18 protein-coding genes and 1 pseudogene are annotated in these 21,621 nt (G+C 57.3%); 11 read left to right on the forward strand and 8 right to left on the reverse strand.

Annotated features, from left to right (window positions below):
- The 5 genes from HCN50_RS00310 to HCN50_RS00330 form a co-directional block, all read right to left on the reverse strand.
- Nucleotides 1–2,817: an AAA family ATPase gene (locus tag HCN50_RS00310; protein ID WP_171707667.1), complete on the reverse strand. Its 2,817-nt coding sequence runs from the start codon at nucleotides 2,815–2,817 to the stop codon at nucleotides 1–3.
- Complete coding sequence (locus HCN50_RS00315) at nucleotides 2,814–3,401, reverse strand: hypothetical protein (RefSeq protein ID WP_171707668.1); 588 nt, start codon at nucleotides 3,399–3,401, stop codon at nucleotides 2,814–2,816. The genes HCN50_RS00310 and HCN50_RS00315 overlap by 4 nt, the downstream gene beginning before the upstream one ends.
- Entirely contained in the window at nucleotides 3,398–5,140 is a 1,743-nt protein-coding gene (locus HCN50_RS00320) for an ABC-three component system protein (protein WP_171707669.1), read from the reverse strand. Before HCN50_RS00320 ends, HCN50_RS00315 begins: the two co-directional genes overlap by 4 nt.
- Before the next feature lie 134 nt (nucleotides 5,141–5,274).
- Entirely contained in the window at nucleotides 5,275–5,919 is a 645-nt protein-coding gene (locus tag HCN50_RS00325) for a hypothetical protein (protein ID WP_171707670.1), read from the reverse strand.
- A gap of 49 nt (nucleotides 5,920–5,968) precedes the next feature.
- Nucleotides 5,969–7,684, reverse strand: a complete 1,716-nt coding sequence (locus HCN50_RS00330) for a PQQ-binding-like beta-propeller repeat protein (protein ID WP_171707671.1) — start codon at nucleotides 7,682–7,684, stop codon at nucleotides 5,969–5,971.
- Nucleotides 7,685–7,864: 180 nt separating this feature from the next.
- Between HCN50_RS00330 and HCN50_RS00335 the strand changes: the two genes are divergently transcribed.
- The 4 genes from HCN50_RS00335 to HCN50_RS00350 all read left to right on the forward strand — a co-directional run bounded on the left by HCN50_RS00335 (nucleotide 7,865) and on the right by HCN50_RS00350 (nucleotide 12,717).
- On the forward strand, nucleotides 7,865–8,566 hold the full coding sequence (locus HCN50_RS00335; RefSeq protein ID WP_171707672.1) for a recombinase family protein: 702 nt from the start codon (nucleotides 7,865–7,867) through the stop codon (nucleotides 8,564–8,566).
- A 348-nt stretch (nucleotides 8,567–8,914) separates the two neighbouring features.
- Nucleotides 8,915–9,409 carry a helix-turn-helix domain-containing protein gene (locus tag HCN50_RS00340; RefSeq protein ID WP_171707673.1) on the forward strand — a complete coding sequence of 165 codons (495 nt, stop codon included), beginning with the start codon at nucleotides 8,915–8,917 and terminating at the stop codon, nucleotides 9,407–9,409.
- A 350-nt stretch (nucleotides 9,410–9,759) separates the two neighbouring features.
- Complete coding sequence (locus tag HCN50_RS00345; RefSeq protein ID WP_171707674.1) at nucleotides 9,760–10,338, forward strand: hypothetical protein; 579 nt, start codon at nucleotides 9,760–9,762, stop codon at nucleotides 10,336–10,338.
- A 426-nt stretch (nucleotides 10,339–10,764) separates the two neighbouring features.
- Nucleotides 10,765–12,717, forward strand: a complete 1,953-nt coding sequence (locus tag HCN50_RS00350; protein ID WP_171707675.1) for a DEAD/DEAH box helicase family protein — start codon at nucleotides 10,765–10,767, stop codon at nucleotides 12,715–12,717.
- A gap of 80 nt (nucleotides 12,718–12,797) precedes the next feature.
- Here HCN50_RS00350 and HCN50_RS00355 read toward each other — a convergent pair whose 3' ends face one another.
- A complete protein-coding gene (locus HCN50_RS00355; RefSeq protein WP_171707676.1) occupies nucleotides 12,798–14,636 on the reverse strand; it encodes a site-specific integrase in 1,839 nt (612 codons plus the stop codon).
- Between the two features lie 303 nt (nucleotides 14,637–14,939).
- Nucleotides 14,940–15,210, reverse strand: a pseudogene (locus tag HCN50_RS00360) (cation:dicarboxylate symporter family transporter); the annotation flags it as partial.
- A 277-nt stretch (nucleotides 15,211–15,487) separates the two neighbouring features.
- On the opposite strand from HCN50_RS00360, the gene HCN50_RS00365 reads away from it, so the two are divergent.
- From HCN50_RS00365 to HCN50_RS33255, 6 genes are all read left to right on the forward strand, one after another.
- Nucleotides 15,488–15,694 carry a type 2 periplasmic-binding domain-containing protein gene (locus HCN50_RS00365; protein ID WP_171707677.1) on the forward strand — a complete coding sequence of 69 codons (207 nt, stop codon included), beginning with the start codon at nucleotides 15,488–15,490 and terminating at the stop codon, nucleotides 15,692–15,694.
- A 3-nt stretch (nucleotides 15,695–15,697) separates the two neighbouring features.
- The gene (gene modA / locus HCN50_RS00370) at nucleotides 15,698–16,210 is read left to right on the forward strand and encodes a molybdate ABC transporter substrate-binding protein (protein WP_171707678.1); all 513 of its coding nucleotides are present in this window, start codon (nucleotides 15,698–15,700) and stop codon (nucleotides 16,208–16,210) included.
- A gap of 11 nt (nucleotides 16,211–16,221) precedes the next feature.
- Nucleotides 16,222–16,908, forward strand: coding sequence for a molybdate ABC transporter permease subunit (gene modB, locus HCN50_RS00375; protein WP_171580803.1), 687 nt, complete (start codon nucleotides 16,222–16,224; stop codon nucleotides 16,906–16,908).
- Nucleotides 16,905–18,128, forward strand: coding sequence for a molybdenum ABC transporter ATP-binding protein (gene modC, locus HCN50_RS00380; protein WP_171707679.1), 1,224 nt, complete (start codon nucleotides 16,905–16,907; stop codon nucleotides 18,126–18,128). The genes modB and modC overlap by 4 nt, the downstream gene beginning before the upstream one ends.
- A 170-nt stretch (nucleotides 18,129–18,298) precedes the next feature.
- Nucleotides 18,299–19,045: a molybdate ABC transporter substrate-binding protein gene (gene modA / locus HCN50_RS34625; protein WP_376700234.1), complete on the forward strand. Its 747-nt coding sequence runs from the start codon at nucleotides 18,299–18,301 to the stop codon at nucleotides 19,043–19,045.
- A 273-nt stretch (nucleotides 19,046–19,318) separates the two neighbouring features.
- Nucleotides 19,319–19,498: a DUF2478 domain-containing protein gene (locus tag HCN50_RS33255; protein ID WP_235976672.1), complete on the forward strand. Its 180-nt coding sequence runs from the start codon at nucleotides 19,319–19,321 to the stop codon at nucleotides 19,496–19,498.
- 847 nt (nucleotides 19,499–20,345) lie between these two features.
- On the opposite strand, the gene HCN50_RS00395 is transcribed toward HCN50_RS33255, so the two are convergent.
- The gene (locus HCN50_RS00395; RefSeq protein WP_171580801.1) at nucleotides 20,346–20,561 is read right to left on the reverse strand and encodes a hypothetical protein; all 216 of its coding nucleotides are present in this window, start codon (nucleotides 20,559–20,561) and stop codon (nucleotides 20,346–20,348) included.
- 500 nt (nucleotides 20,562–21,061) lie between these two features.
- Between HCN50_RS00395 and HCN50_RS00400 the strand changes: the two genes are divergently transcribed.
- On the forward strand, nucleotides 21,062–21,616 hold the full coding sequence (locus tag HCN50_RS00400; protein ID WP_171580800.1) for a peroxiredoxin: 555 nt from the start codon (nucleotides 21,062–21,064) through the stop codon (nucleotides 21,614–21,616).
- The last annotated feature ends 5 nt before the right edge of the window (nucleotides 21,617–21,621 follow it).

Below are 21,621 nucleotides of genomic sequence, written 5' to 3' on the forward strand. Positions count from 1 at the left end.
CTAGTACCTGACCGAAACGCCAGCCCTTGGATTTCCCTCAAGCTGCACTACGCGCAACAGCGGGCGTTTGTCCGGGCCACCCGTTGACGCGAGTGAGAACTTCTCGATGAAGTGCCGCAACGTGGGCCTACTAGCCGTGGTGAGCACCATAGAAATATTCCGGTTGTTCTCTAGGCAAATCGCGCGAAACACATCCAACAGAGCGACGCGATTCAGATCGTCCAGATGAACGAGCGGCTCATCAAGGAAGAATGTCCCTCCGAGGCCGCGCGCCCGTGCGAGGAAAATGGCGAGAGCGAAATCCTGACGCTGGCCTTGGCTGAACCGCCAATCTGGATTCGTTGCATAATCTTCGGAAATCGCTCGCCAAGACAATGGCGACGAAGCATCTCCCTCGGATATCCGGTCATATACTTCATTAGATTGCATACGCGTGAAGAGAGCCGAAATTACTCGCACGAAGTCTTCCATTTGACGCCGCACGTGTGCGCGCCGCATATTGCGGTACGCCTGTTGCGCCGCCTCCGCTGCTAACGCATATGACGTAAGGCGTGTGCGCTCTGCCTCGATCGGGACTAACTCCGTCTCCAGCTTCGTTATTTCATTTAGATTGGACGCCGCTTCCGCTAGGCGCTCCGCTTGATTTAGCAGCTCCTCAGCTTCAGCTAACTTAGAATTATCTGCAAGAAGCTGGTTTGCCAGCTCGGCTAGAACATCATCGGTCCACGGACGATCCGGGCTTAAAGTGTACCAAGCTGACCGCAGCGATTGTATTCTAAACTCAGTATTTTCAATCTTGCGGTGCAATGCAGTTTGCTCCGATTCCAGCTCCGCTTTCGAGCGCGCATGTCGCTCCAAATCGAGTTGGAGTTCCGCGAGCTTTAGCTGGGATCGTTCGAGTTGAGCTGCGGCATCGGCTCGTCTAAGCGAAACCGCGCTCAGCACTTTCACAGCATAGAGCTCTATGGGCAAACTGTCGTCCAAGTCGCCAACCGACGCCTTGCTCGATAAATCCACTATGGGACCTATAGAGAGCAGAAACGAGACTCGGGCGCAAAAATGATCCAACACCTCCTCCATTTTCGGCCAGCGCTTCAAGCCCAAAGAGCCGATGCGGTCGAAATATGCGCGGCGTCGCTCGCCAAGAGACTCAATTCGGGCTGACAGGTCGGCAACTCGCTTTTCGTTGTCTGCGAATGTCTGAAGCCTCTCCTGAAGTTGGCGCACGGTTGCTTCAGCACTTTCAAGTTCAGTAGCTAGCCGCACGATTTCCGACGATTCTGTTTCGCGCGCTTGATTCAATGCCCGTCTGAGCGCTTCAGCGCTGCCCCAATTGTGGGCACAAACCGGACAGTGCTCCGCATGGGTCAGCATATCGACGATGGATGCCGACAGGTGCCTTAGTTGTGCAAGAGGGCTGGCAAGTCGATCATGAGTCCGCCTGAGCACAGCAGCTTCCGACGCGGCGGCTACTCGCGCCTCTTCAACACTCTGCATTTCGGCGGGAGACGGAGCATTGCGGCGATGCTCCTCAAGTGCCTTCATTAGCGCGAACATCTCCTCCTCTTCCCTAGCCATTTCCGGCCAATCCGCTCTAGCCGAGAGGCCCGCCTGCAAAACGGCGCGGAGGGCCTCAGAAGAGGGCGCCGTTCGTCTCAACATAAGCGCGTCGCGGTAAGGAACAGAGGATTCGGATGAGATGGCCAAGTACCCCGAGAGGGGCTCCGCGAAGGTGTCGGTCGCGCGCCGCAGTTCGTCATATGTCGCTTGATCTACCGAGAGCGACCGTCCTAGTTCCGCTCCCTCAGATTCAGCGGCTTCCGATTGCTCGCGCACGCTCTCAACTTCAGCTTCGATATCCTCCAGTGCCTTTGCGATGCTCCGCGATTTTTCTTGGTCGGAGGATTGTTGGTCGATCAATGCGAAGCGGTTCGGCCAGTCCGCAGCGAGTGACACTTCAGCGGACCTCTTTTCAGTCCAATTTTCTTTTCTCCGAGCGAGTTCGCCTCGGACAAGTGCAATCATCCGCCGAGCGTCTGAGACTGTCAGCTCTGACGTTGCAGAACCCGGATAGGACAAGTTAAGAAGGCTGCTCGCCTCACCGACCCTAGCGAAAGCGCTCGGAAGCAACACTTTTTCGTCTTCCCGCGATTCGGCGCTTTGGCTAGTTCTCCGTTGTTGGAGCGCCGCCGCTCTATTATCGAACAGCGCTTGCTGCTGCTTCACGTACTGATTGATGTTCTTCGCGTAGATTTCCAGCTGACGTTCGGTCTCAATTAGGTGGCCGACCCCCAGCAAGTCAGCAAACAACCGCTCTCGGCTGCCCATTGCCTCCGTATCGGAATCCAGCAGAGCGGCAAGCGAATCACCTGAAAGGAAGCGAGTCCCACGCAACCATATTTGTCGCGAGTGGTTTGCATGCGTCTTGTGAACGTTGGGTTCGGCAGCACTTGGTGCGAGCGTTTCAAAAAAGTCGGAATTGGTTACAACACTGAAGTCTTCGCCACTTCGCCGCCACTCGCACGAAGCTGTCGACCTTACCACGTCGATGGCTTGACCATAGACGTCCATGGAGCCGCTCACACGAGTCGGAGTGTCTTTGGCTGCAAAGTCGCACCGGAAGTCGGAAAGATCGGCGCCCGAATCTTCCAAGCGTTTAATGGAGTTCGTGAGCAACCACTCAGCCGCATCGCATATGGACGTCTTGCCGACCCCGTTTGGTGCATAGACGACCGTTAGTGGCGCAGACAGATCAACGTCGAGACGACCTGGTATGCCGCGAAAGCCCTCAATTCTTATGCTGTTCAGCTTGATCATGGTTTTGAAACGGCCCTTAGCTGCTCAGCGTGCTTTCGAGCGGCATTGGTAGGCTTAAGGTCCTTGATGTCGTCAAGCAGTTCGATTTGCACCGGATCTTGCAGCTTTGGTGTATTGGTCATTCCGGACGATGCCGGCGACGGTGGCAATCCAATGGAGGTGATCTTGAAGATGCGCGACCATCGAAATCCATCGTCCTCTGACTTCGACGGCCAAACGAAATGCTTGCGGCATGCCACAGGGTCTAATTCAGTCGCCCGTACGATTTCGTGCAGCGACCTGTGCGGTTCTTCGTCTAAGACGACTATCAGGTAAGCGTCCACCACGTTACCCGTTTCCCGCTCCCGGCGTATACACTGCGCATCCAGCCAATCTCGGCCTATCTGCACGTTCTTGCGAATGTCTGCTTCTGAGAGGTCCGACCAAACGGCGAGCATCTCAGCATATGGCGAGGTCCAAAGACGGCAACTTGAGGATAGGTCCGGGGCATTGCCGAATTTTTCAATCAGCGCTGGCTTAAAGTTCACTGCCGACGCGAAGTCGTCGATCGACTTTATAAGTTGAACAATATCCGCTTCAATCATTGGGTCTTAACCTCTGCTGTCTTGGCAGCCAGAGTGGCATTTACAGCTTGCAGGCAGCTCGGAACGTCGGCCTCATGCAGATGAACCGACAGATAGTCCATGTCCACTAGGAGAATTCTGCGTTTGCCTTGGGGTTCTACTGCCGAGCGAACATTGGATGGCGGGCTCGAAGTAACGTCGGTACGCCTGCGCGATACTGGTGGCACATTGGCCGCCGCTCCCGTTGCCTTGGCAAACACAATCAACGGCGTAGTTAGATGGACCTCTTCACGCCAGCGTTCTATGGCACGCCACACTACTAGTGCAAAATCTTGGGAACGCCAGACCAACAACTCGATATTATCATTCGCATGAAAGAGCTGTCCTGAGCCGTCCGATGCTTGCTGCCATACTACACCCGCCGCCATACTTAGGATACCGAGCGCCTTTGATCCCTGATCCAGTTCGACCCAGAACTTCGGAATCTGATCGGCAGTTAAGACGGGCAGCGCGTCTCTGCGACCAAGCAGCAAGAGCTGCAGGACCTCATTAGGCTTTGGGTTCACTGTAGAGATCAAATGATCTCTTAAGCTCCGCAAACCCGCAAGCATCGGCGGAGTTTTTGCGGCGGCGGGTATCGTGGCGGGCTCCGACAAGCGTCGAATGAGGCGTAGAAATTCATACTTTGCGGGATCGCTGCAACAAGGAGCAGATAGCCTACCATCTGATGCAATGAGATACCCATGTGTTACCGACCAGATATGCTTGGCAATGGTACTGAACGACCACCGGACAGGCCCTCCCATTACGCAAGCATCTGTAAGACGAGATACTGACGCGTCGATAGTGTCGGTCTGAAAGGGACGAACAGCGTTCATTTCTATCAAACTGGCCTTTCGCTCTCTGGCGAGATACACCCCGCTGTAGTCTCTCCAACAATCTTCAGGCTCCTCGCTGTGGAGGATGTCGAACGCCCAATTGCTGAGACAAACGTTCACGCGGTCCATGTCTATGAAGCGCGTCATGTCGGATATTGCTGTGCGCCACTCTATGTGGCCTTTGTGTTGCGCCAGCAGGCCCGCAACCAGGATTTTACGGCTGTCGGAGCCGTTCGCAGCGAGATGATCCTTGATCTTTCTTGCGATCAGCCGCTCGCCTGAGACGAGGGCGAAGAAGTCAGAGCATATGACGGGATATATGGCGAGGTCGTTCAGCTCGATGCGGAGGAGATTTCGCCCAGTATCAAGAGACTCAATCCTTATCTCACCTCGTTGCTCTGCAGACAACTTCTGAAACGCGATGCACGACGTGAACTGCGCAGGCTGGTGAATCCAACACCACCCACCATTATAGATGCGCCCGGCTGCAGGAGCGGTTTCAGGAGTCCAAACGGCATCTCGACTAGTGACCGACGGGACCTCGGCGACCCAAGACAAGAGCTCTGCACCTGTCATAACCCCGAAGCCACAGATCAAAATAACGGGCGCCGGATAACTGCGAATTGCTTCGTCCACCTGCTGCCAATCGCGAGGGGCGAGTGCAAGTTCCGGAAAGAGCACGACGGCGGGCCTGCCCGCTGTGACTAGTTCTCCCAGCTTTCGGTCACCGGCCAACAAATCCATCAAAGTCGCGAGGACCTCGGGACGCGGTGCCTGCGACGTCAACACCTCGTCGCCGTAAGGGCGGGGCTGCGCCACCACGACGTGGACTTGATCGTTATCTAGCCAGTTAACTGGAAAGGTTTTGACTGTAATGGACATAATTTAGTTGTTAGGAACAATGTTGCATCTTGACCGTGTACCATCCGAACTGATGGCGCAAGCCCTGTCATTCTTGTTCTAAAGTTTCAAAGCTGTTGTTTCCATGCGTGGATGACCTCTCGCCAGAGCCACTCTCATGACGATTGAATAGGCTGGGAAGCGCTCAGCTTCGCGATGATCACGGCATTGCGCTCGTTTCGCTCCCGCTGGGCCTCTTGGATTTTGGCCACCACTTCCTGGAACGATTCTTTGGGCAAGTAGTGCTCAGGACGCTCCGGCCGAGGAATTTTGTATTGGTGGCAAAGCGCGTCGATCAAATCGAGAGCCTTCAGACCGAGCTTCGACCAGTGCTCCTCACGATACTCATAGTATTCCCAATAGTCCGGCGGGAACGAATCTTCCGCCGTTGCGGCAAGGCCCTCTTTGATACCATCGAGCCTGTTCGGCATCGAGAGCACCTCATACATCAGACTTCGCGGAAGCGCCTTGTAGTCCCCGTCTGCGGGAAGCGTGAGCGTTGGATCGGACACGGTGCTTTCGAGGAAGCCTTCGCCGTCCTGCATGAGCGGGTCATGGACTGCACTGTAACAAGCGCCCACAAGCGTATCCAACACGAGCACGAGACGCATAGCGAGGTACTCTGCGTCCTTACGGTTCTTTGTCGCTGCGAACCTCGCCTCTTTGGCCCAAGCTACCAAGGTGGCTGTAAGTTGACCGATGACGGCAATCGCACCTCCCAATGCCACTCTGCCCACGTCCGACTGCCAAAATTCGAGCATTGCTTCTCCGGTCCGCTGTCTTCTAGTCACTCGGCACAGCCGCGCGAGATCACCTGTGCTCCACCTGTAGGGCGCGCTTCTGCCATGTAACAAAGGCAATGGACTTGCCCCGACCGCTGTTATTCCATGCGCCGCCGTAGGCAAGAATGCGCCGATCAACCGTGATCAGGCCTCGGACCTGGAAGCCAAGGTCAACCATCCCCAATTCCTCACCGGAATTAAAGTCTAAGGCCATCAGCTTGCCGTCTTCGGTGCCAGCACACACAGTGCCGTCCGCGAGCACTGCGACCGCAGCGTATTCGGCGGTTGTCGTCGCGCCGATCAAACGGCTGTAGATGCCTTGCCCGAGATTCACGTGAGCAACACTCCCCGGTCCGCATACGATTAGAGTGTCGTTATCGACGACCGCCATATCCTTGATCATGAAATTAACGGGGATACGCCGAAGAACTTCCAAGTCCTCATCAACCAATAGAACCTCCTCTCTGGAGGCAACCAGCAACTGCTCCTTTCCTCGTGGCTTGAGCTTCTGGATATGGCGACTGACTTTGGCACTTCGCACCTGAGATAGGTTCGCTACCTTCTCCCAGCGCCGCAATGTGCCGTCCCGAGAGCCTGTGATTACTTCGCCCTCAGAGAGCGCTCCCCAAGGCATAACTGCGACAGCGACCACGTTCTCCCGATAGGGCGCTCGTTCTGAGACTACGCGGCCTATCGAGGGAAACAATTCAAGACCTTCAGTCGTACCGGCCGCTACCCAGTCTTCGAACACCACGGCATCGTTGATTGTATCGCCTGACTTGGCTTGGTCGACCAATCGCATCGTTGAAGTGTCGAGCAGCAACCGCGTTCCATCCCGCCCGCACAGCGTCGCCAGCTTGTCACGCACTAACGTTCCACACAGGATTGGGCTGCTCGACAAAGCTGTCTGTTGTTTTAGGTCGATTGCCATCTCGGGCGTAGGTTGATCTCCAAACACCCGGGTTAAGAACGAGCTAACTAGGCGCGTGAAACGCCCGCCTGTTTCCGAGAGCTTTGACAGCTCTGCTAGGAAGTCCTTTGACTGCGCGTAGACCTTCTGCAACTGCCGCCCGAGAGCAGCCAATTCGGCGAGTACACGGTCAGCACCATCATTCAGAAAGCGGAAGATACCCTGAAAAATGACGTTTTGTTCTAGCGACAGTTTGATGTTGAAGACACTTGCGCTCAGGCGCTTCACGTTCAGTTTGGCATTCTTCAAAAATTCCAAATTCACATTCAGATGGTCAACGCGAAAGATGTTTATCTCGATTGACCGCTGGGTAATTTGGGCTTGAGTGAGAACCTCAGTGGCGACGGCGCGCAAGTCCTGAACTTCACCTTCTAGGGCAGCGGACGATACGCGGGGCCCCTCACGCAAGCGCGTCAGGTGGCTCTGGGCCTCGACTAGTTCGCTTCTCTCCAGCTCACGAAGAGCCCTGTCAAAGTCCGCATATAGTCGGTCCAATCCTCCGAGCACCTGATCCACTGAGTGCTCTGCTTCTGGATTGTCCCCCTTATCTCTCAGATTTTGCCGAAGATCATAGAGACCATCGCGAAGCAGCAAAATCCTTTCAAGGTCGTCGGTGGCCCACTGATCTGGCTCTAGGCTGACTGCGTCGCAGAGAGCATTCAAATCTGTTTGGTCGAGATACGGGGCGAGAGGAAAGTTAAGCCCACGCGTCACTTGAGCGATGCTCTCCGCATCCTCCCGCACTCGATTGAACAGCTGGTCTCGAACGTCCATGGGGAATCACCCTATGATTCACGCCATCATACCATGGCCGGTACTCTGCCCGTGTGGGTTGTCCAGCTATGCAAAACGGAATCCCCGTGATTCCCAAATGTAGGTCGCCACCTCAGCACGCTCTCTGTTACAAATTGATCTAACGTTCGTTACATCGATTTGTGTTTGCGAGGCTGAGCTATGGCTGAAGGCAAATTCGTCTCCTATCTGCGGGTGTCCCGCGACAAGCAGGGCAAATCTGGGCTCGGCCTTGAAGCCCAGCGGGCAGCCGTGGAGAGCTACCTAAACGGTGGCCGATGGAAGGTGCTTTCCGAATACGTCGAGGTAGAGAGCGGCAAGCGCAACGACCGGCCAAAGCTCACGGCGGCTCTGGCCCATGCCAAGGTCGCAGGTGCGAAACTCGTCTTTGCCAAGCTGGACCGGCTCACCCGCGACGTTGATCTCCTTCGGGCGCTGGCCTCCAGCAATGTGGACCTTGTGTTCTGCGACCTTCCCCAAGTGCCTCCAGGTGCAATGGGGCGATTCCTGCTCACTCAGATGGCCGCCGTCGCTGAGCTGGAGGTCGGTCTCATCGGTGAGCGCACCAAAGCTGCCCTTGCGGCGGCCAAGGCGCGCGGCGTGAAGTTAGGCAATCCCAACGGTGCCCGTGCGCTCCGGGGAAAGCAGGTAGGCAATGCGAAGGCTGTAGAGGCGCTCAAGCGCGGCGCGGTGCAGAGGGCTACCGACCTTAAGGGCATCGTGGATGACATCAGGGGCTCTGGGATCACCACGGTACGCGGGATCGCTGATGAACTTCACACGAGGGGCATTAGGGCTCCTCGGGGAGACGTGTGGCATCCGACTGCCGTGTCCCGCCTTCTCAGCCGCATCGACGCTAAATAGGAGAAATCGCTATGTACGGCTGGCGTTCGAGCTTATTTGCCTGCGACGGTCGCGGGAAGCCTTCGGGGGAACATGCGAGCCAATGGGTCCCATCTCGTCCCATGGGACCCTTTTTGAACATCATTGACGATGCGGTTTCAAGTTCCTTCGGTTAAAGGCTGCTGCCGCCGCCGAGCTTACGGCTGCAATGTGTGCCACGGGGATTTGCATCCATCTCGCATGGTCGCGGCTGCTCACGTTGTTAGGAAGCCCATCGGTCACCTCCGCATGTGTCAGCGAAGGTCGCAAGTAGCTGCCAGAGAGTAATCTATTAGTACGAGCGCTGATCTGCTTCATTCCGAGCCTCACATGAAGGAGCGCCCGGTGCCTAATGAACTTCAAGACCAATTTCACGAGCTATCATCTCGGCAGCGAGTTTTAGTTCTGCGTTTCGTCACGGCAATTCAAGTGCTGCAGACGCTCTACTACCACCTCACCACCGATCAAGCGTACACGTTCTTGGCGGTTTGGGCTGAGGAGGGACTTCCCGTGTCTGTGCTGGCGCGCCGCTGCGGTATTAAACCGGTCACTGTTTCAATGCACCTGCGTCGACTAACTTCGCGTGTCATAAGAAGTAAACCTGGTTTCGACCTTCTTACTGTCGTCGATGATAGGCTAAGTGATCTACGCTTACGTCACGTTTTTCTGACGGAGCGCGGGCATCGCCTCGCCTCTCGCATGATTGAGGTCATGCAAGACAATCCAAGGAAGCGAATTGGCCCGATGGGTGAATTGTTTTTTGAGGATGAGGTCCAAGGCTCCATTTGGCCGGAGGAAGCAAGCGATGCTTCGCACTCGCAATGAACTTCTGCGACGCAGGCACTCCGGTTTTGGATGACAGCCCGAGCGGCTTAGACGGTCCGAGATGTGCAAGCGCGAAAGGGTCCCATACACGACCATGGGACCCTTTTTGCTCCTCCGTTGCGACCCGATTTCAAGTTCCTCGGCTTTAAGCTGCCCCCGCCACTGCCGAGGTAACAGCAGCAGTGTTCTATTTCAGCCAAAAGAACCTAAAGTGATGCTTTTTCAGTAGCTTAGTCGGTAAGCGTCAGGGGGTTTAGAGAAGGGCGCATCTAAAACGACTTGACCCGCGCCCACCTGAAACCCTGCTGCCCAGCAGCAACGTTCTCGACAATCATGCGAAGGACAATACTTTGACCGACAATCATCCGAAGCCCAAGAAAGAATCCACGACTACCCGCAAACTCAAGCCTCGCAAGAAGTCGCTTCGCACCAAGGGCTCCCCACGGGTTACCCGCGCCACCTCAGACCGTCTCAAGGAGCTTTGGGCGACGCCCGAATTTCGCGAGCGCATGAAGCAGCGTGACAAAGACCGCATCGATGCTGCTAAAAACAATCCTGCTGCCTTCAGCAGACTAGGTATCCCCGATGGCATGAAGCGTGCCGAGGCCATGCGTATATGGACTCAGGCTAACGCGTTGGCCGATAAGTTCATCGCGGCCCTGAAGAAGACCGGCGAAATACTTGATGATCCCGATGCAGCAACCGTGTTGTACAAGGGCTTCCGTGTGCCCGCGACGGATGACGGGCTGGCTGAGGTGGCACTACGACAAGCCTTCGTGCTCGCTGTAGGCCCGACGTCTCCTCACGTGAAAGCCAAAGCTCTCAACATCGTCCTCACTTACACACGCGCCAAGCCCGCCAATAAGTCCAAGCTACTGCTGGGCGAAGTGACGGAATTTCTTGACGCAATCTCAAACGAAAATAGCTGAATGCGACAAAGGCTTTGAAATGACGGCCGCGCTCAGAGGCCAACCTTCGCACCGACAGGCTTCCATGGGCACCCTTGCCCCGAAGAAAACCGATGATCTCTTTGTCGCCCAACGTTCCATCAGGGACCTCAGGAAGCCCTGCGGACGTCACTGGTAAGCCCTAGGTCTTGTGGCGCCTTGCTCCTGATGAGACCGAAGGGGCCTAGGTGACTCCTAGAAGCTGGCTAAGGCGCTGGAGAAGCGATCACCCACATAGCAAATCAACTTATCTCAACCCGTAGCTGCGTCCATGAGGGATGACAGCCATAGCCGGGCACTGCCGACATCAAGATGCCAAGTGCCCCGATCCCAATGGGGGGCCAACTTCTAAAGAAATATCTTTTAGAGACCTCACCCCCATTAAATTCTCAGACAAGTTCCAAAATTATGACAGCCTACATCGGCCTACACGAGCAGTATGCTCTCGTGCCGCCGCAGACCTTCGTCGAAAGGTTCACCCAAAGGTGGACTGAAGAGTTCGACATGCCTGCCAGTGAGCCCCTAAGAAAACTCTGGCGCACTATGGCAAATACCTACCAACAATCAATTATGTCTACCGCTCAAGGTCAGCCAAGCCGCTGGCGTGTTCTCCAACCGCCTACCGGCTCAGGGAAGACCATGGGAGCTGTGGTGTACTCTGGCCTTCAGGCTGAGCATAACGCCTCCGCTGCACCCTGTGCGAAGCCTGTCGGAATTATGATTGTAGCACGCCTCAAAGCTCAGGCTGATGAGGTGGTGTCCGATATCAACGCTTACGTCGGCCGGCAGGTCGCTGTTGCGGACCACACGGACCACAGGGCTACTCGCGAGCGACTATGGGCGAGCGACGTTGTCGTTATCACGCACGCGGCTTACACGAGTGCTAAGAAGACGCTCTCGGGTTTCAGTGCAGGCCGGTGGCACGACCTGACGCATTGGCGAGGTGGAAGACGTCTTCTCACAATCGTTGACGAAGCGTTGGCCAACGTCGTGGAACATAGCCAGCTAAAGCTCGACGAGTTAAGCCGCACCATTGGGCACATTACGCAAGAAATGCGCCTGTCTCACCCGACTGAGGTTAAGGCCTTAGAGATCCTGCGCGAGAGCATGCTGTCCCATGCCGCGGCCAATGATCGCTTCGGTGTAGGCACGGCACTCGCATGGGAGGCCGGGTCCAGTCCGGCTATTGCGGACCTTACCGCGCTGCGCGCCGACATGCGCAATCTTCGATACGACAAGATCAACGGAAAGGACGACGAGAACGAGCGTCAGAGGTTAGCTCAACGTTTTGACAAGACGCTGGCGTCCGCAGAGGCCCTATTGGATCAGTACGCCTTCATGACTCTGCAAGGCGTCCAGCACTCTCTCAACTCTTCAGCGTTAACCGTACCGTTGGAGCTGCCCGGGCCTGTCGTGCTGGACGCAACAGCCGGCGTTGATCTGATGTATGACCTAATGGAGGACCGTGCGGACATCATTCCAACCCCAAAAGGTGTTCGCGACTACAGCAACGTGACGCTCCACGTCGCGCGCACCGAACGCATCGGGAAGTCTGCGATGGAAGAATTAGCCGGCCCACGCTTCGCAGCGTTGCAAGCAGATATTTCCTCACGTCTGTCGCCTGAGCGGAAGGTGCTGTTTTGCGTACACAAGAATGTGGAGCATCTCGTGCCGACCCATGCAGACCTTGGCGTCGCTGAAGCTCAAGCTGCACATTGGGGTGCCGTCGATGGAACTAACGCGTTCAAGGATTTCGATACGGCTGTGATCTTTGGATTGCCCTTCCGCGACCACGTGTGGGGCACAGGCGTCTTCTTTGCGTTGCAGGGTGTTCAATGCGACGACTGGCACGACAACCCAACCTGGAAGCAGCACGAAAATGTCCGCGAACTTTTGCAGCGTCGCCATCTGGCAGCATCAATCATCCAAGCTGTAGGTCGCGTTCGTCTTCGGAAGGTAATCGACGAGCAAGGCCGCTGCGCTTCGACGGATGTGTTCATCGTTCTGCCAAAAGGTGAACGCGGAACCGAAATACTCGAATACATCCGGCAAGAGTTGCCGAATGTCTCGGTGCAGAGTTGGGCTTTCGAACCGGACGGTCCAAAGGTCCGCGTGAAACTATCGGGACTTCCACAAGAGCGCTTGGTCACCTTCATGAGCAATCGCAATCCTGGGCGTACCTCCATGAGCGTGATCGGCCGCGAGTTTGGCCTGAAGCCCCAGCAACGAAAGGATCTGCAAAAGGTACTCCGTGACGAAAACCACCCAACTACACTTGCACTCAGGACGGCCGGCGTAATCTACGGGTCAGAAGGCAAAGGACGAGGAGCGAAGAGCTTCCTCATGAAGTCAGCAGCTTAGTCTCTCACGAACAATGGCCGCACACAGGTTCCTTCTCTGGAGCCCGCGTGCGGCCATCTTTTACTAAAAGCGAACGCGTTTCAGCGTGACGCGGTGCTCTGGACCTTGATTGTCTTGGTTCCGCGTACACGCCTCGCATCCGGCCGGACACGCGACAGGTCCAAGCCGGGATAAGAAACTTTGTCGATCGCTTCTTTGAGAACTTTCGCGCCCCAACGCTCCAGCATGCGCTTGGCACCGTAGGTGCGGCCAACAGACTTCCCGCTGCTGCGGCCGGTGAGAGCATCACGCAGCTCTTCATCGGGCGTTGTGCGCCTGAGCGCGTCCTGAAAGCCGTGACGGAAGCTATGGAAAACTTTACGGGAGTCCTTGAGACCCACGTGATTGCGAAGGTAACGGCCCCACCATTTTGACCAAGCACTCAGCGAACCCTTGTGTTGAGGAGCAACAGACGGAAAGAGCCACGCTTGCTCACCCTCCTTGCGTCTTGCTGTCACGTACTTCAGGAAGCCGAGAGCGACGAGTTGGGGATGCACCGGCACCACACGCTCGGAAGTTTTCGTCTTGAGCCGCCTCCCAGCCTTGGTGTCTCGAAGAAACCACATGAGCGGAACGCCCGCCTCCTCGTCCTCACGAATGTCGGAGACACGAAGGCCCGCGTATTCGGCCTGACGCGCGCCAGCGAACAATGCGAGAAGCGGCAACCACACACCTGCGTCGCCCTTGGCCCCTGTAGGCAGCTTGTGTTCGGTGAAGAGCGGTGCGTCAAAGATGATCTGGAGGTCGCAGGCGTCGAATGGCTCTCGCTCCGACTGCTCCTCATCGAGCCGCATCTCATCGAATGGGTTCGACCACAGCATATCGTCGGGAACCAAACCATGATGATGGCCCCATCCGGCTATCGCTTGCACGGCTCCAAGTTGCTTGTTCACGGTCCCCGGGGACACCTTGGTGACCGTTGGGTGCGTGCGACCGTATTCGCTCAGCTCGGGTAACGATGCCTTCAGCAACGCGCCTCTGCGTATCTTGGGGACTAACTGAAGGGCTTCGCGAAAGGCCCGAGCGTGAGACCGCCGCATATCCGAGATGGCAACATTGCCGTGCAGTTGGATGAACATTTCCACTGCTCGCCCATATTCGTGCTCCGTACCCTCTGGCCTCTCCCGTTCCTTTTTCCACCCCTCAAAGGCCTCCCTGAGCGTGCCGGAGGCGCTGTGCGCTGTGACTTCACCTAGCTGCGGGGTCGGTATCGGCTCGCCAGAATTCCGCTGCTTGATGTCCTTGAGGCCTCTCACGCGTGCAGAGAGCACCGCCATTCCTAGCCGTCTGTACGACTGGCTTTTGCTGTCCAAGTTCAGTTGGAATTCGTCTAGCAGCTCTTCCAGATCGAGGCGCACATGAGTGACGTCGCCTTTGGCCAAGGCAGCCATTGCGTCTGGCAAATCCTCGGATAGTGCGTGCGTTCGCTTGAATACCTCGCGGTCGGAGAGACCAGCCTCGGGGAGTTCGCCCACATTGAACGGGGTGTTGAACTCGATGCCTGCCGCAGCGAGCTGCTCGGCAACGCTTTGGAAGATTGGCTCAGAGCCTGTGCCCTCCTGTCGTTCCTCCTCGTCGGCAGCCAAGACCGAAGCATAATAGAATTCGGCCATTCGCTTTATCTGCGCATCGGAGAGCGACGATATTACAGGACGCTCCTTGAGTAGTGCCTCGGCACCGGCCAGTGTCCGATTGAAGTCTGCCAAGACGTGCGTGGCAGCAACGTTCGCCTCCCTCAGCACCTTAGTGCCGAGGGATTTCTTGAGAAAGACCTGCTTGGGTTTCTCGGAATTGAGGAGGCGTGCGACTGCTTCTTGGAGGCGTTCAGGCACCTTCCGCTGAGCGTAGTACGTCCCGTGTCTGTCCTTGATCAGTCCCATCAACGCGCGCATCAAAGCTACGACCTAGTGCTACCACCGGAGCGCAGTCAAAGCCATGATTTGCGTGATGTTTTTGAAATCTCAGCGCTTCTAGAGCCGCTGGCGCTCCCTAGGGGAATCTACCCCCTGTTTCAGCCTTGAGAGGGCTGCGTCCTGATCGCTAGACGAATGGATCTAAACCATCGAGCAGCTAAATTTGCGATCTCATCAACTCATTACAGCGACTTCTGCGTCCGGCACGTGGTAGATCTACCACATCTAGCCCATTTGAACTTACACACATGGTAGGTTCATTGGGGGATATAAGCGTCCGACCTTTTTCGCATGATGGATGTGAGCGATGCCGGAAGCCACCTTACAGAAGATGATCGGCGCGATCACCATCTTGATCAGCTTGATCAGCTTGATCAGCTTGATCAGCTTGATCAAGCCGTCGCCGAGCGCCTTGACCTAAATTAGTCGCGAGACGGTGACAGTAGCGGACGAGGACACCGATCATGATCGCGATCAGCACCTGGACATAAAGGAGCTTGTACCAGGGTCGAGACGCCCGCGCGGCGGCCGCAGTTCCGATCTTGTCATGATTTTCCTCCCCCAATACGAACTCGCATATCTGACCGCCGCGCGTTGAGAGGCGACCGACATCACACGAGCGGCCAGCTTGTCCGATTCAAGACGACGATATCGGAAGTCCGACAATCGGCAACGTCAGCCAAAGCAGGCAGTTACGCGTTTTCGCTGGCCATGCAAGGCGCTCACCAGATTCGGCGAGCGGCACGCCGATTGCTGGGATCCGGAGCAAACCCGCCGCTGCCAAAGTGCTCGCAGCGGCCCCGTCTCAGGACTGCCCGATGAGCCGCGCTCGATCGACCCCGATTAAGGCACTGATGCCGCTTGTGCTCGGAAGTGAACAGTCGGCGAACATCAATGTCACGGTTGCCGCCGAGTTCACCGAGCCGGCCGGGGACATCGCATCCTTCAAGCAGAAATCCGGACAGAGGGCCGTGTTCGGCGCGAGCCGACAGCTTTATAGCCAAATCACGCAAGGCTGGTCGTGACAAATGATTCTCACGGCCGACGATTCCCACCCGAAGAAATTGGTCGAGGATGGTTTTGCTGTACGTGAAGGCCGGCTCACCTACGCTAGCGGCAACCTGGTGCTCTGGAGCAGGACGGCGAAGTTCGTGAACGGCTTCGACACGTTCAGGACGTCATCTATCCTAAAATTACAGATCTGCAACTCCGCCGCGGCGCTCTATGGCGCTGCGGTGGAAGCGATGAAGGCCATCGACGCCTATGAGGGCATGCAACCGAAGCTGGTCGAGGGCGCAACCATCACGCAGGCCTACCAATTCGTCAAGACGGTCAATGCCGAGCTCAGCGCCGCCCCGCTTCCGCAACTCGCAGACAGCAAGAGCGTTTCGCGCTGGCTCGTGCCGCAGGAGTTTGTGACCCGATCTTCCAGAACGTGTTGCGATTGCAGACTGACGCCGATAACCGAGCGACGCGCGCCTGAAGGTCCCGGTAGCCTACGCAATTATTACGCGAGCATGACAACGTGCTCGAATACTTGAATTTGACGCGCATGGATGGCTTTTCACCAGAAGTCTGGCAGTCCCTCGGGCTCACGATCGAGCTCGCGAGCGTGACGACCGTGATCCTGCTGATCATTGGCACGCCGCTCGCGTGGTGGCTAGCGCGCTCGAAGAGCCTTTGGACTGAGGCGGTGGCCACGATCATCGCGCTGCCACTGGTGCTGCCGCCAACAGTACTCGGTTTTTATCTGCTCGCCCTGCTCGGCCCGAACGGCCCGGTCGGCCTTCTCGCCGCTCTCTGGGGCGGGCGCACGCTGGCCTTCACCTTTGCGGGGCTCGTGGTCGGATCGGCTTTGTCCGCGCTGCCTTTGGTGGTGCAGCCCATCCGCAATGCCTTCGCTACCATAGGTGACCGCCCGCTGGAGATCGCGGCCACTCTGCGCGCCTCGCCCTTATATGCCTTCTTCACGGTCGCCCTGCCTCTGGCGCGACCGGGTCTTCTGACAGCCGCCGTGCTTGGCTTTGCGCATACGATCGGCACGTTCGGCGTCGTGCTGATGATCGGCGGCAACATTCCTGGGCGCACCAAGGTGCTGTCGGCCTTTCTCTTCGACTTTGTCCAACAATCGCGCTGGCGCGAAGCAAGCTGGCTTGCCGGCGCCATGGTGATGTTCGCCGTTGCGGTAGTCCTCACTTTAACCTTGATTGACAAATACAGCAGAAGGAGGAGCACGTGAGGACAGCCACACCGGGCCGGATTGAAATTGCCTTCAGTGGCAGTATCGCTAGCTTTCCACTCGATACGCAATTCAGCGTACCGGCCAAAGGCGTGGCGGCGATTTTCGGCCCGCCAGGCTGCGGCAAGACTGCGGTGGCGCGCTGCATCGCCGGCCTCGAGCATTTGCCGGCCGGCTTCTGCGCCATCGATGGCGACGTATGGCAGGACGAGACTACCTTCCGCCCACCGCATCTGCGTCCCATCGGCTATGTGTCTCAGGACGCTAGCCTTTTTCCCCATTTGTCGGTCAGGCGCAACTTGCTTTATGGTGCGCCCAAACCCAAACCGATGCCGATCGCGTTTGATGAGGTGGTCGAACTGCTCGACCTAGCGCCGCTGCTCGACCGCTCTCCCTCGCATCTCTCCGGCGGGGAGCGGCAGCGCGTAGCCATGGGTCGCGCGCTGTTGTCTCAGCCCAGACTGCTTGTGATGGACGAGCCGCTTGCTGCGCTCCACAGCCGCGCCAAACGTGAGATTCTGCCGTTCGTCGAGCGCCTGCCCGAGAAGCTCGCGCTGCCGATGATCTACATCGGCCACGACATGGCGGAGATCGAACGCTTTGCCGATTATCTCGTTTTGATGGAGCGCGGCATGGTAACCGCGGCTGGGCCGCTACATGTCTTGCAGAGCGATCCTACGCTGCCGCTTGCGACTAGCCACGAAGCCGCCATCAGCCTTGATGCCGTGGTGAGCGGCTATGATGGGCGCTATGGGCTTCTTATTCTCCGCCTTAAAGGTGCGCGCCTGTTGGTGCCGGCCCCGCCGCTTGCACCCGGCGTGCACCAACGGCTGCGCATCGCCGCCTGCGACGTCAGCGTCGCGCGCGAAGCGCCGCGCGCGGGCTCCATCCTCAACGTCTTTCCGGCGCGCATCAGAGCCTGTTTGTCGCTCGGCACGGCTGAGATCACGCTGGTTCTTGCGCTCGGCACCGGGGGCTCGGGCGCGGAGATTATGGCGCGCATCACGCGTTTCTCCTTTGATTCGCTAGGGCTCAAGGATGGAATGGACGTATTCGCCCAGCTCAAGCACATCTCGCTACTCTCGGCCTCTGAACCGCCACCGCAAACCATATCAGCTTCCACGCCAACAGCAGAACCTGGACAGGCAAGCGCCGCGGCGTGCAACGAGAAGCTCGGCACGAGAGGCGAGCGGCATCATCTTAAGCCTCCACTCTTGTAGTACCACGCGTGTGCGGTTGAAGACGCCGATATCGGAAGCACGACAAGCCGACCCAGCTATTCGACAGGGCACGCTGGCAGCTATGCGCGTTTTACTGTCGTCAACCAAGGCCGCGCACCATTTTCCTGAACGGCACGCGGATTGCTGGGATGAGGAGCTAAAGAGCCGCGATGGCCAAGCCCATCGCAGCGGCCCCGTCCCAGGAATTCCCGATGACGCTTACCCGATTGATCCTGATCAATTCAATTCTGACGCTGCTTGTGGTCGGAAATGCAGAAGCGGCAGAGATCGATGTGGCGGTCGCTGCGAACTTCACCATGCCGGGCAAGGAGATGCAGCGTCGTTTAAGCAGAAGACCAGACGAGGCCCCGTTGAGCTTTGGCGCGAGCGGACAGTTTTACGGCCAGATCACGCAAGGGTCGCCGTTTGAGGTGCTTCTCTCGGCCGACGATGCCCGCCCGAGCAAACTGGTCGAGAACCGTGTCGTGGTTCCGCAAAGCCGCTTCACCTGTCCGATCGGCAACCTCGTGCTGTGGAGTTCGACTCAGAAGTTTGTGAACGACGCGGAGACCTTCGCCACACTGTCGATCTACAATCCGGCGGCGGCGCTTTACGGCGCAGCCGCGGAGCACGCTGTGAAAGAGCTCGGCACCTGTGAGTCGACGCAGCCGAACGCGGGATTCTCGCGTCTTTCTGGGACGGACGCACCCTCCCCTTCACCTTTGCAGGGCTTGTGGTCAGATCGGTTTTGTACGGGCTGTCCCTTGTGGTGCAGCCGCTTCCGAACGCCTCCGTGGCCAAGCTGGCTTGCCGTCGGCATGGTGACGTTCGGGCTTGCGGTAATCTTCGCCGCAGCGTTGATCGAGAAGCGCATCGCAAGGAAAGCACGTGAGGACAGCCACACCAGAGAGGATTGAAATCCCTTCAGCGATAGGCTTGCTAGCTTTGCGATCGATGCGCAGTTCAGTGTACGGGCCAAAGGTGTGGCGGCGACCTCCAGCACGGCGCGCATGATGCGCCGCTACCTATACGCTAAGGCTCAACTATGGAATTGACGTATTCGCCCAGGTCAAAGGTCGTCTCGCTGGTTTCACCACCTCTGAACCCTAGGGCATCGCGCCATCTACGCCAGCAGTAGATACTGGACAGGCAGGCGCCGCTGTGTGAAACGAGCCAAGAGGATTAAGCCTATGATCGCCAACCTTGCCGAGATCGATCCCAAGCGCGTCGCGGCAATCCTCTACAGGCCGGAACAAGACGCGGATAGACTGCTCGGCGACTTCACCCAGGATCTCGCGCGGCAAGGCGTGCGCGTCGGCGGCATCGTCCAGCGAAACTTCAAGGGCGCAAACGGCACGAAACCATGCTAGCGCTCGACGTTTCTCCAGGAAGGAGGCGTCCGGCCAGGGCCTGCGAGGAATTTGCTGATGCGATCATTGCTGGCGTGCCGCTCCTCACCGCTGTTCCCGAAAAATACCATGCCGCCTGCGGACTTTCACCGGAGATGTCGGCACGACGCTGCTGTGCTAGCGACAGATCGTGGAGGGACGGTGGCGCGACATCGCCCTGCGCCTCCGCGCATCCAGGCGCATTCCATCCCGTTAGCGGCTATTTACTGATCATCAGATCCGACAGCTTCATCACGGCGGGAGGACATCCACAATTTTGACCCGAGAACGTCCGCGGCGGCCTCGATCTTGGCGAATGCAGCGACGCGCCAAGGCCCGTAGCCGCGAATTCAACGCCGATGAGGTAGTTAAAGAGTTGCTGATGGACGCTGTGTTGCAACAGTTTGGGGCACCGCCTTTGGCGACCCCGCCGGCGTACGTCTCTCCTACGGCATCGAAATTACCGTCGAACATTTCGGCCCGCGCATGCGTCGGAATAGCAGCGAGGCTTATTGTTCAATTCCCGCTGCCGAAATGTTTGCTGTCCTCGGGGAGAGCGCCGATAACTCAATTCCCCAAAGCCGTCCGGATCGCCGTTACATCGCCAATGACAGACGCGATGTTATAGGAGGGCTTGGCGCGCTTGACATCGACCTCTGTGCTCGCGTTGAACGTGAAGTCTCTTCTCACACGAGGGCCATGAGCGAGCCTTGACCTCCCAGAAAGCGAGCCGCTGATGCAGCGAAGCAATCCATCGTGCGGCAGAAGGAGAGAATAGATTAGTTCGTCGCTCCGCTCCCCGCAATGATGAAGAGAGAGCGCAGCCGCGCTACGGCCGCATGAACATGAAATCCGTCGCTGGATCGCAATTATCGGCGACGAAGCGCAGCTCCGACTGAACGTCGTCGACTGGCCGGATCTCGAGATATTTCGTGACCACACAACTAAGCAGCGCGCGGCAAACGCTGTCAGTCCCAAGACCTGCGCCCTCCGCCTCCGCAATGGCGGCGGAAAAATGACGTGTCGCGATTTCAGTTGCTGACATCCGTACCTCCCAATTCTTCCAGATCACTCCTTATGCCTAAAAGCATCTACGCTGCCTTTGATCCTGGTCAACGAATCTGGCTCGAGCTCGCTCGGCTACTAGCCCCGATTCGGCATCGATCAAAACAAGGTCAGTCCCAGCTCCCGCTCCACCTCACATCAGCGCGTGCGCGTCGTGAGGGCGACCAGTGGCTTGGCGGAACATTGCCGCGCGCGCTGAGTTCATCTTAATTAAGCGCATTCTTTTGGCATTATAGCACACCCGAGCAGTTGGGCTAATCGTTCAGAGGCGCGCAACCGGTCGAGCATGGCAACATGCTCAGTTATTGAAGCAGGACGGCAGGACCATTCAATCGAAACCATGCTGTTGAGTTGCCTCCATGACGAGCATCCGATTGTTGCATTTCCGCCAGTTGAATCGCGAGATTACCTGGCATATCGCTTGCTTCGCCTGAGGCCGGAATCATCGGTTTCCGCGCGAAGCAATCTTGTGAGGACAATATGCTTGGAATTGGAAGTAAGTTGCCGTCGTTCGAAATCACAGGCGTGAAGCCCGGTTTTCATCTGCACGAGGAAAACGGGCAGAGCGCGTTCGAGACGCTGACGGAAAACAGCTTTCCTGGAAAATGGAAAGTCATCTTCTTCTACCCCAAGGATTTCACCTTCGTCTGCCCAACCGAGATCGCGGAGTTTGCGCGGCTATCGAAGGATTTCGCCGACCGCGATGCGGTCGTGCTAGGCGGTTCGACCGACAACGAGTTCTGCAAACTCGCTTGGCGGCGCTCGCACAAGGACCTGCAACATCTGCCAATCTGGCAGTTTGCCGACACTAAGGGCGGGCTGGTCGATGGCCTTGATGTGCGTTCGCCCGACGGCGTCGCCTATCGCTACACATTCGTCGTCGACCCCGACAATACGATCCAGCACGTTTACGCGACCAATCTAAATGTCGGCCGCAGCCCGAAGGACACGCTGCGCGTGCTGGACGCGCTACAGACCGACGAACTCTGCGCCTGTAACCGTGAGATCGGCGGCGAAACCCTGAAAGTTGCTTGAGGCAT

It is taken from the genome of Bradyrhizobium archetypum (assembly GCF_013114835.1).
GTDB lineage: Bacteria > Pseudomonadota > Alphaproteobacteria > Rhizobiales > Xanthobacteraceae > Bradyrhizobium > Bradyrhizobium archetypum.

Bases quoted from the DNA above. Each gene is read 5' to 3' on its own strand.
- HCN50_RS00400 (WP_171580800.1), top strand. From the start codon at position 21,062: ATGCTTGGAATTGGAAGTAAGTTGCCGTCGTTCGAAATCACAGGCGTG.
- modA (WP_376700234.1), top strand. From the start codon at position 18,299: ATGGCCAAGCCCATCGCAGCGGCCCCGTCCCAGGAATTCCCGATGACG.
- HCN50_RS00350 (WP_171707675.1), top strand. From the start codon at position 10,765: ATGACAGCCTACATCGGCCTACACGAGCAGTATGCTCTCGTGCCGCCG.
- HCN50_RS00395 (WP_171580801.1), bottom strand. From the start codon at position 20,561: ATGTCAGCAACTGAAATCGCGACACGTCATTTTTCCGCCGCCATTGCG.
- HCN50_RS33255 (WP_235976672.1), top strand. From the start codon at position 19,319: ATGATCGCCAACCTTGCCGAGATCGATCCCAAGCGCGTCGCGGCAATC.
- HCN50_RS00310 (WP_171707667.1), bottom strand. From the start codon at position 2,817: ATGATCAAGCTGAACAGCATAAGAATTGAGGGCTTTCGCGGCATACCA.
- HCN50_RS00325 (WP_171707670.1), bottom strand. From the start codon at position 5,919: ATGCTCGAATTTTGGCAGTCGGACGTGGGCAGAGTGGCATTGGGAGGT.
- HCN50_RS00320 (WP_171707669.1), bottom strand. From the start codon at position 5,140: ATGTCCATTACAGTCAAAACCTTTCCAGTTAACTGGCTAGATAACGAT.
- modB (WP_171580803.1), top strand. From the start codon at position 16,222: ATGGATGGCTTTTCACCAGAAGTCTGGCAGTCCCTCGGGCTCACGATC.
- HCN50_RS00335 (WP_171707672.1), top strand. From the start codon at position 7,865: ATGGCTGAAGGCAAATTCGTCTCCTATCTGCGGGTGTCCCGCGACAAG.
- HCN50_RS00365 (WP_171707677.1), top strand. From the start codon at position 15,488: ATGAGCCGCGCTCGATCGACCCCGATTAAGGCACTGATGCCGCTTGTG.
- modA (WP_171707678.1), top strand. From the start codon at position 15,698: ATGATTCTCACGGCCGACGATTCCCACCCGAAGAAATTGGTCGAGGAT.
- HCN50_RS00340 (WP_171707673.1), top strand. From the start codon at position 8,915: ATGAAGGAGCGCCCGGTGCCTAATGAACTTCAAGACCAATTTCACGAG.
- HCN50_RS00315 (WP_171707668.1), bottom strand. From the start codon at position 3,401: ATGATTGAAGCGGATATTGTTCAACTTATAAAGTCGATCGACGACTTC.
- HCN50_RS00330 (WP_171707671.1), bottom strand. From the start codon at position 7,684: ATGGACGTTCGAGACCAGCTGTTCAATCGAGTGCGGGAGGATGCGGAG.
- HCN50_RS00355 (WP_171707676.1), bottom strand. From the start codon at position 14,636: ATGGGACTGATCAAGGACAGACACGGGACGTACTACGCTCAGCGGAAG.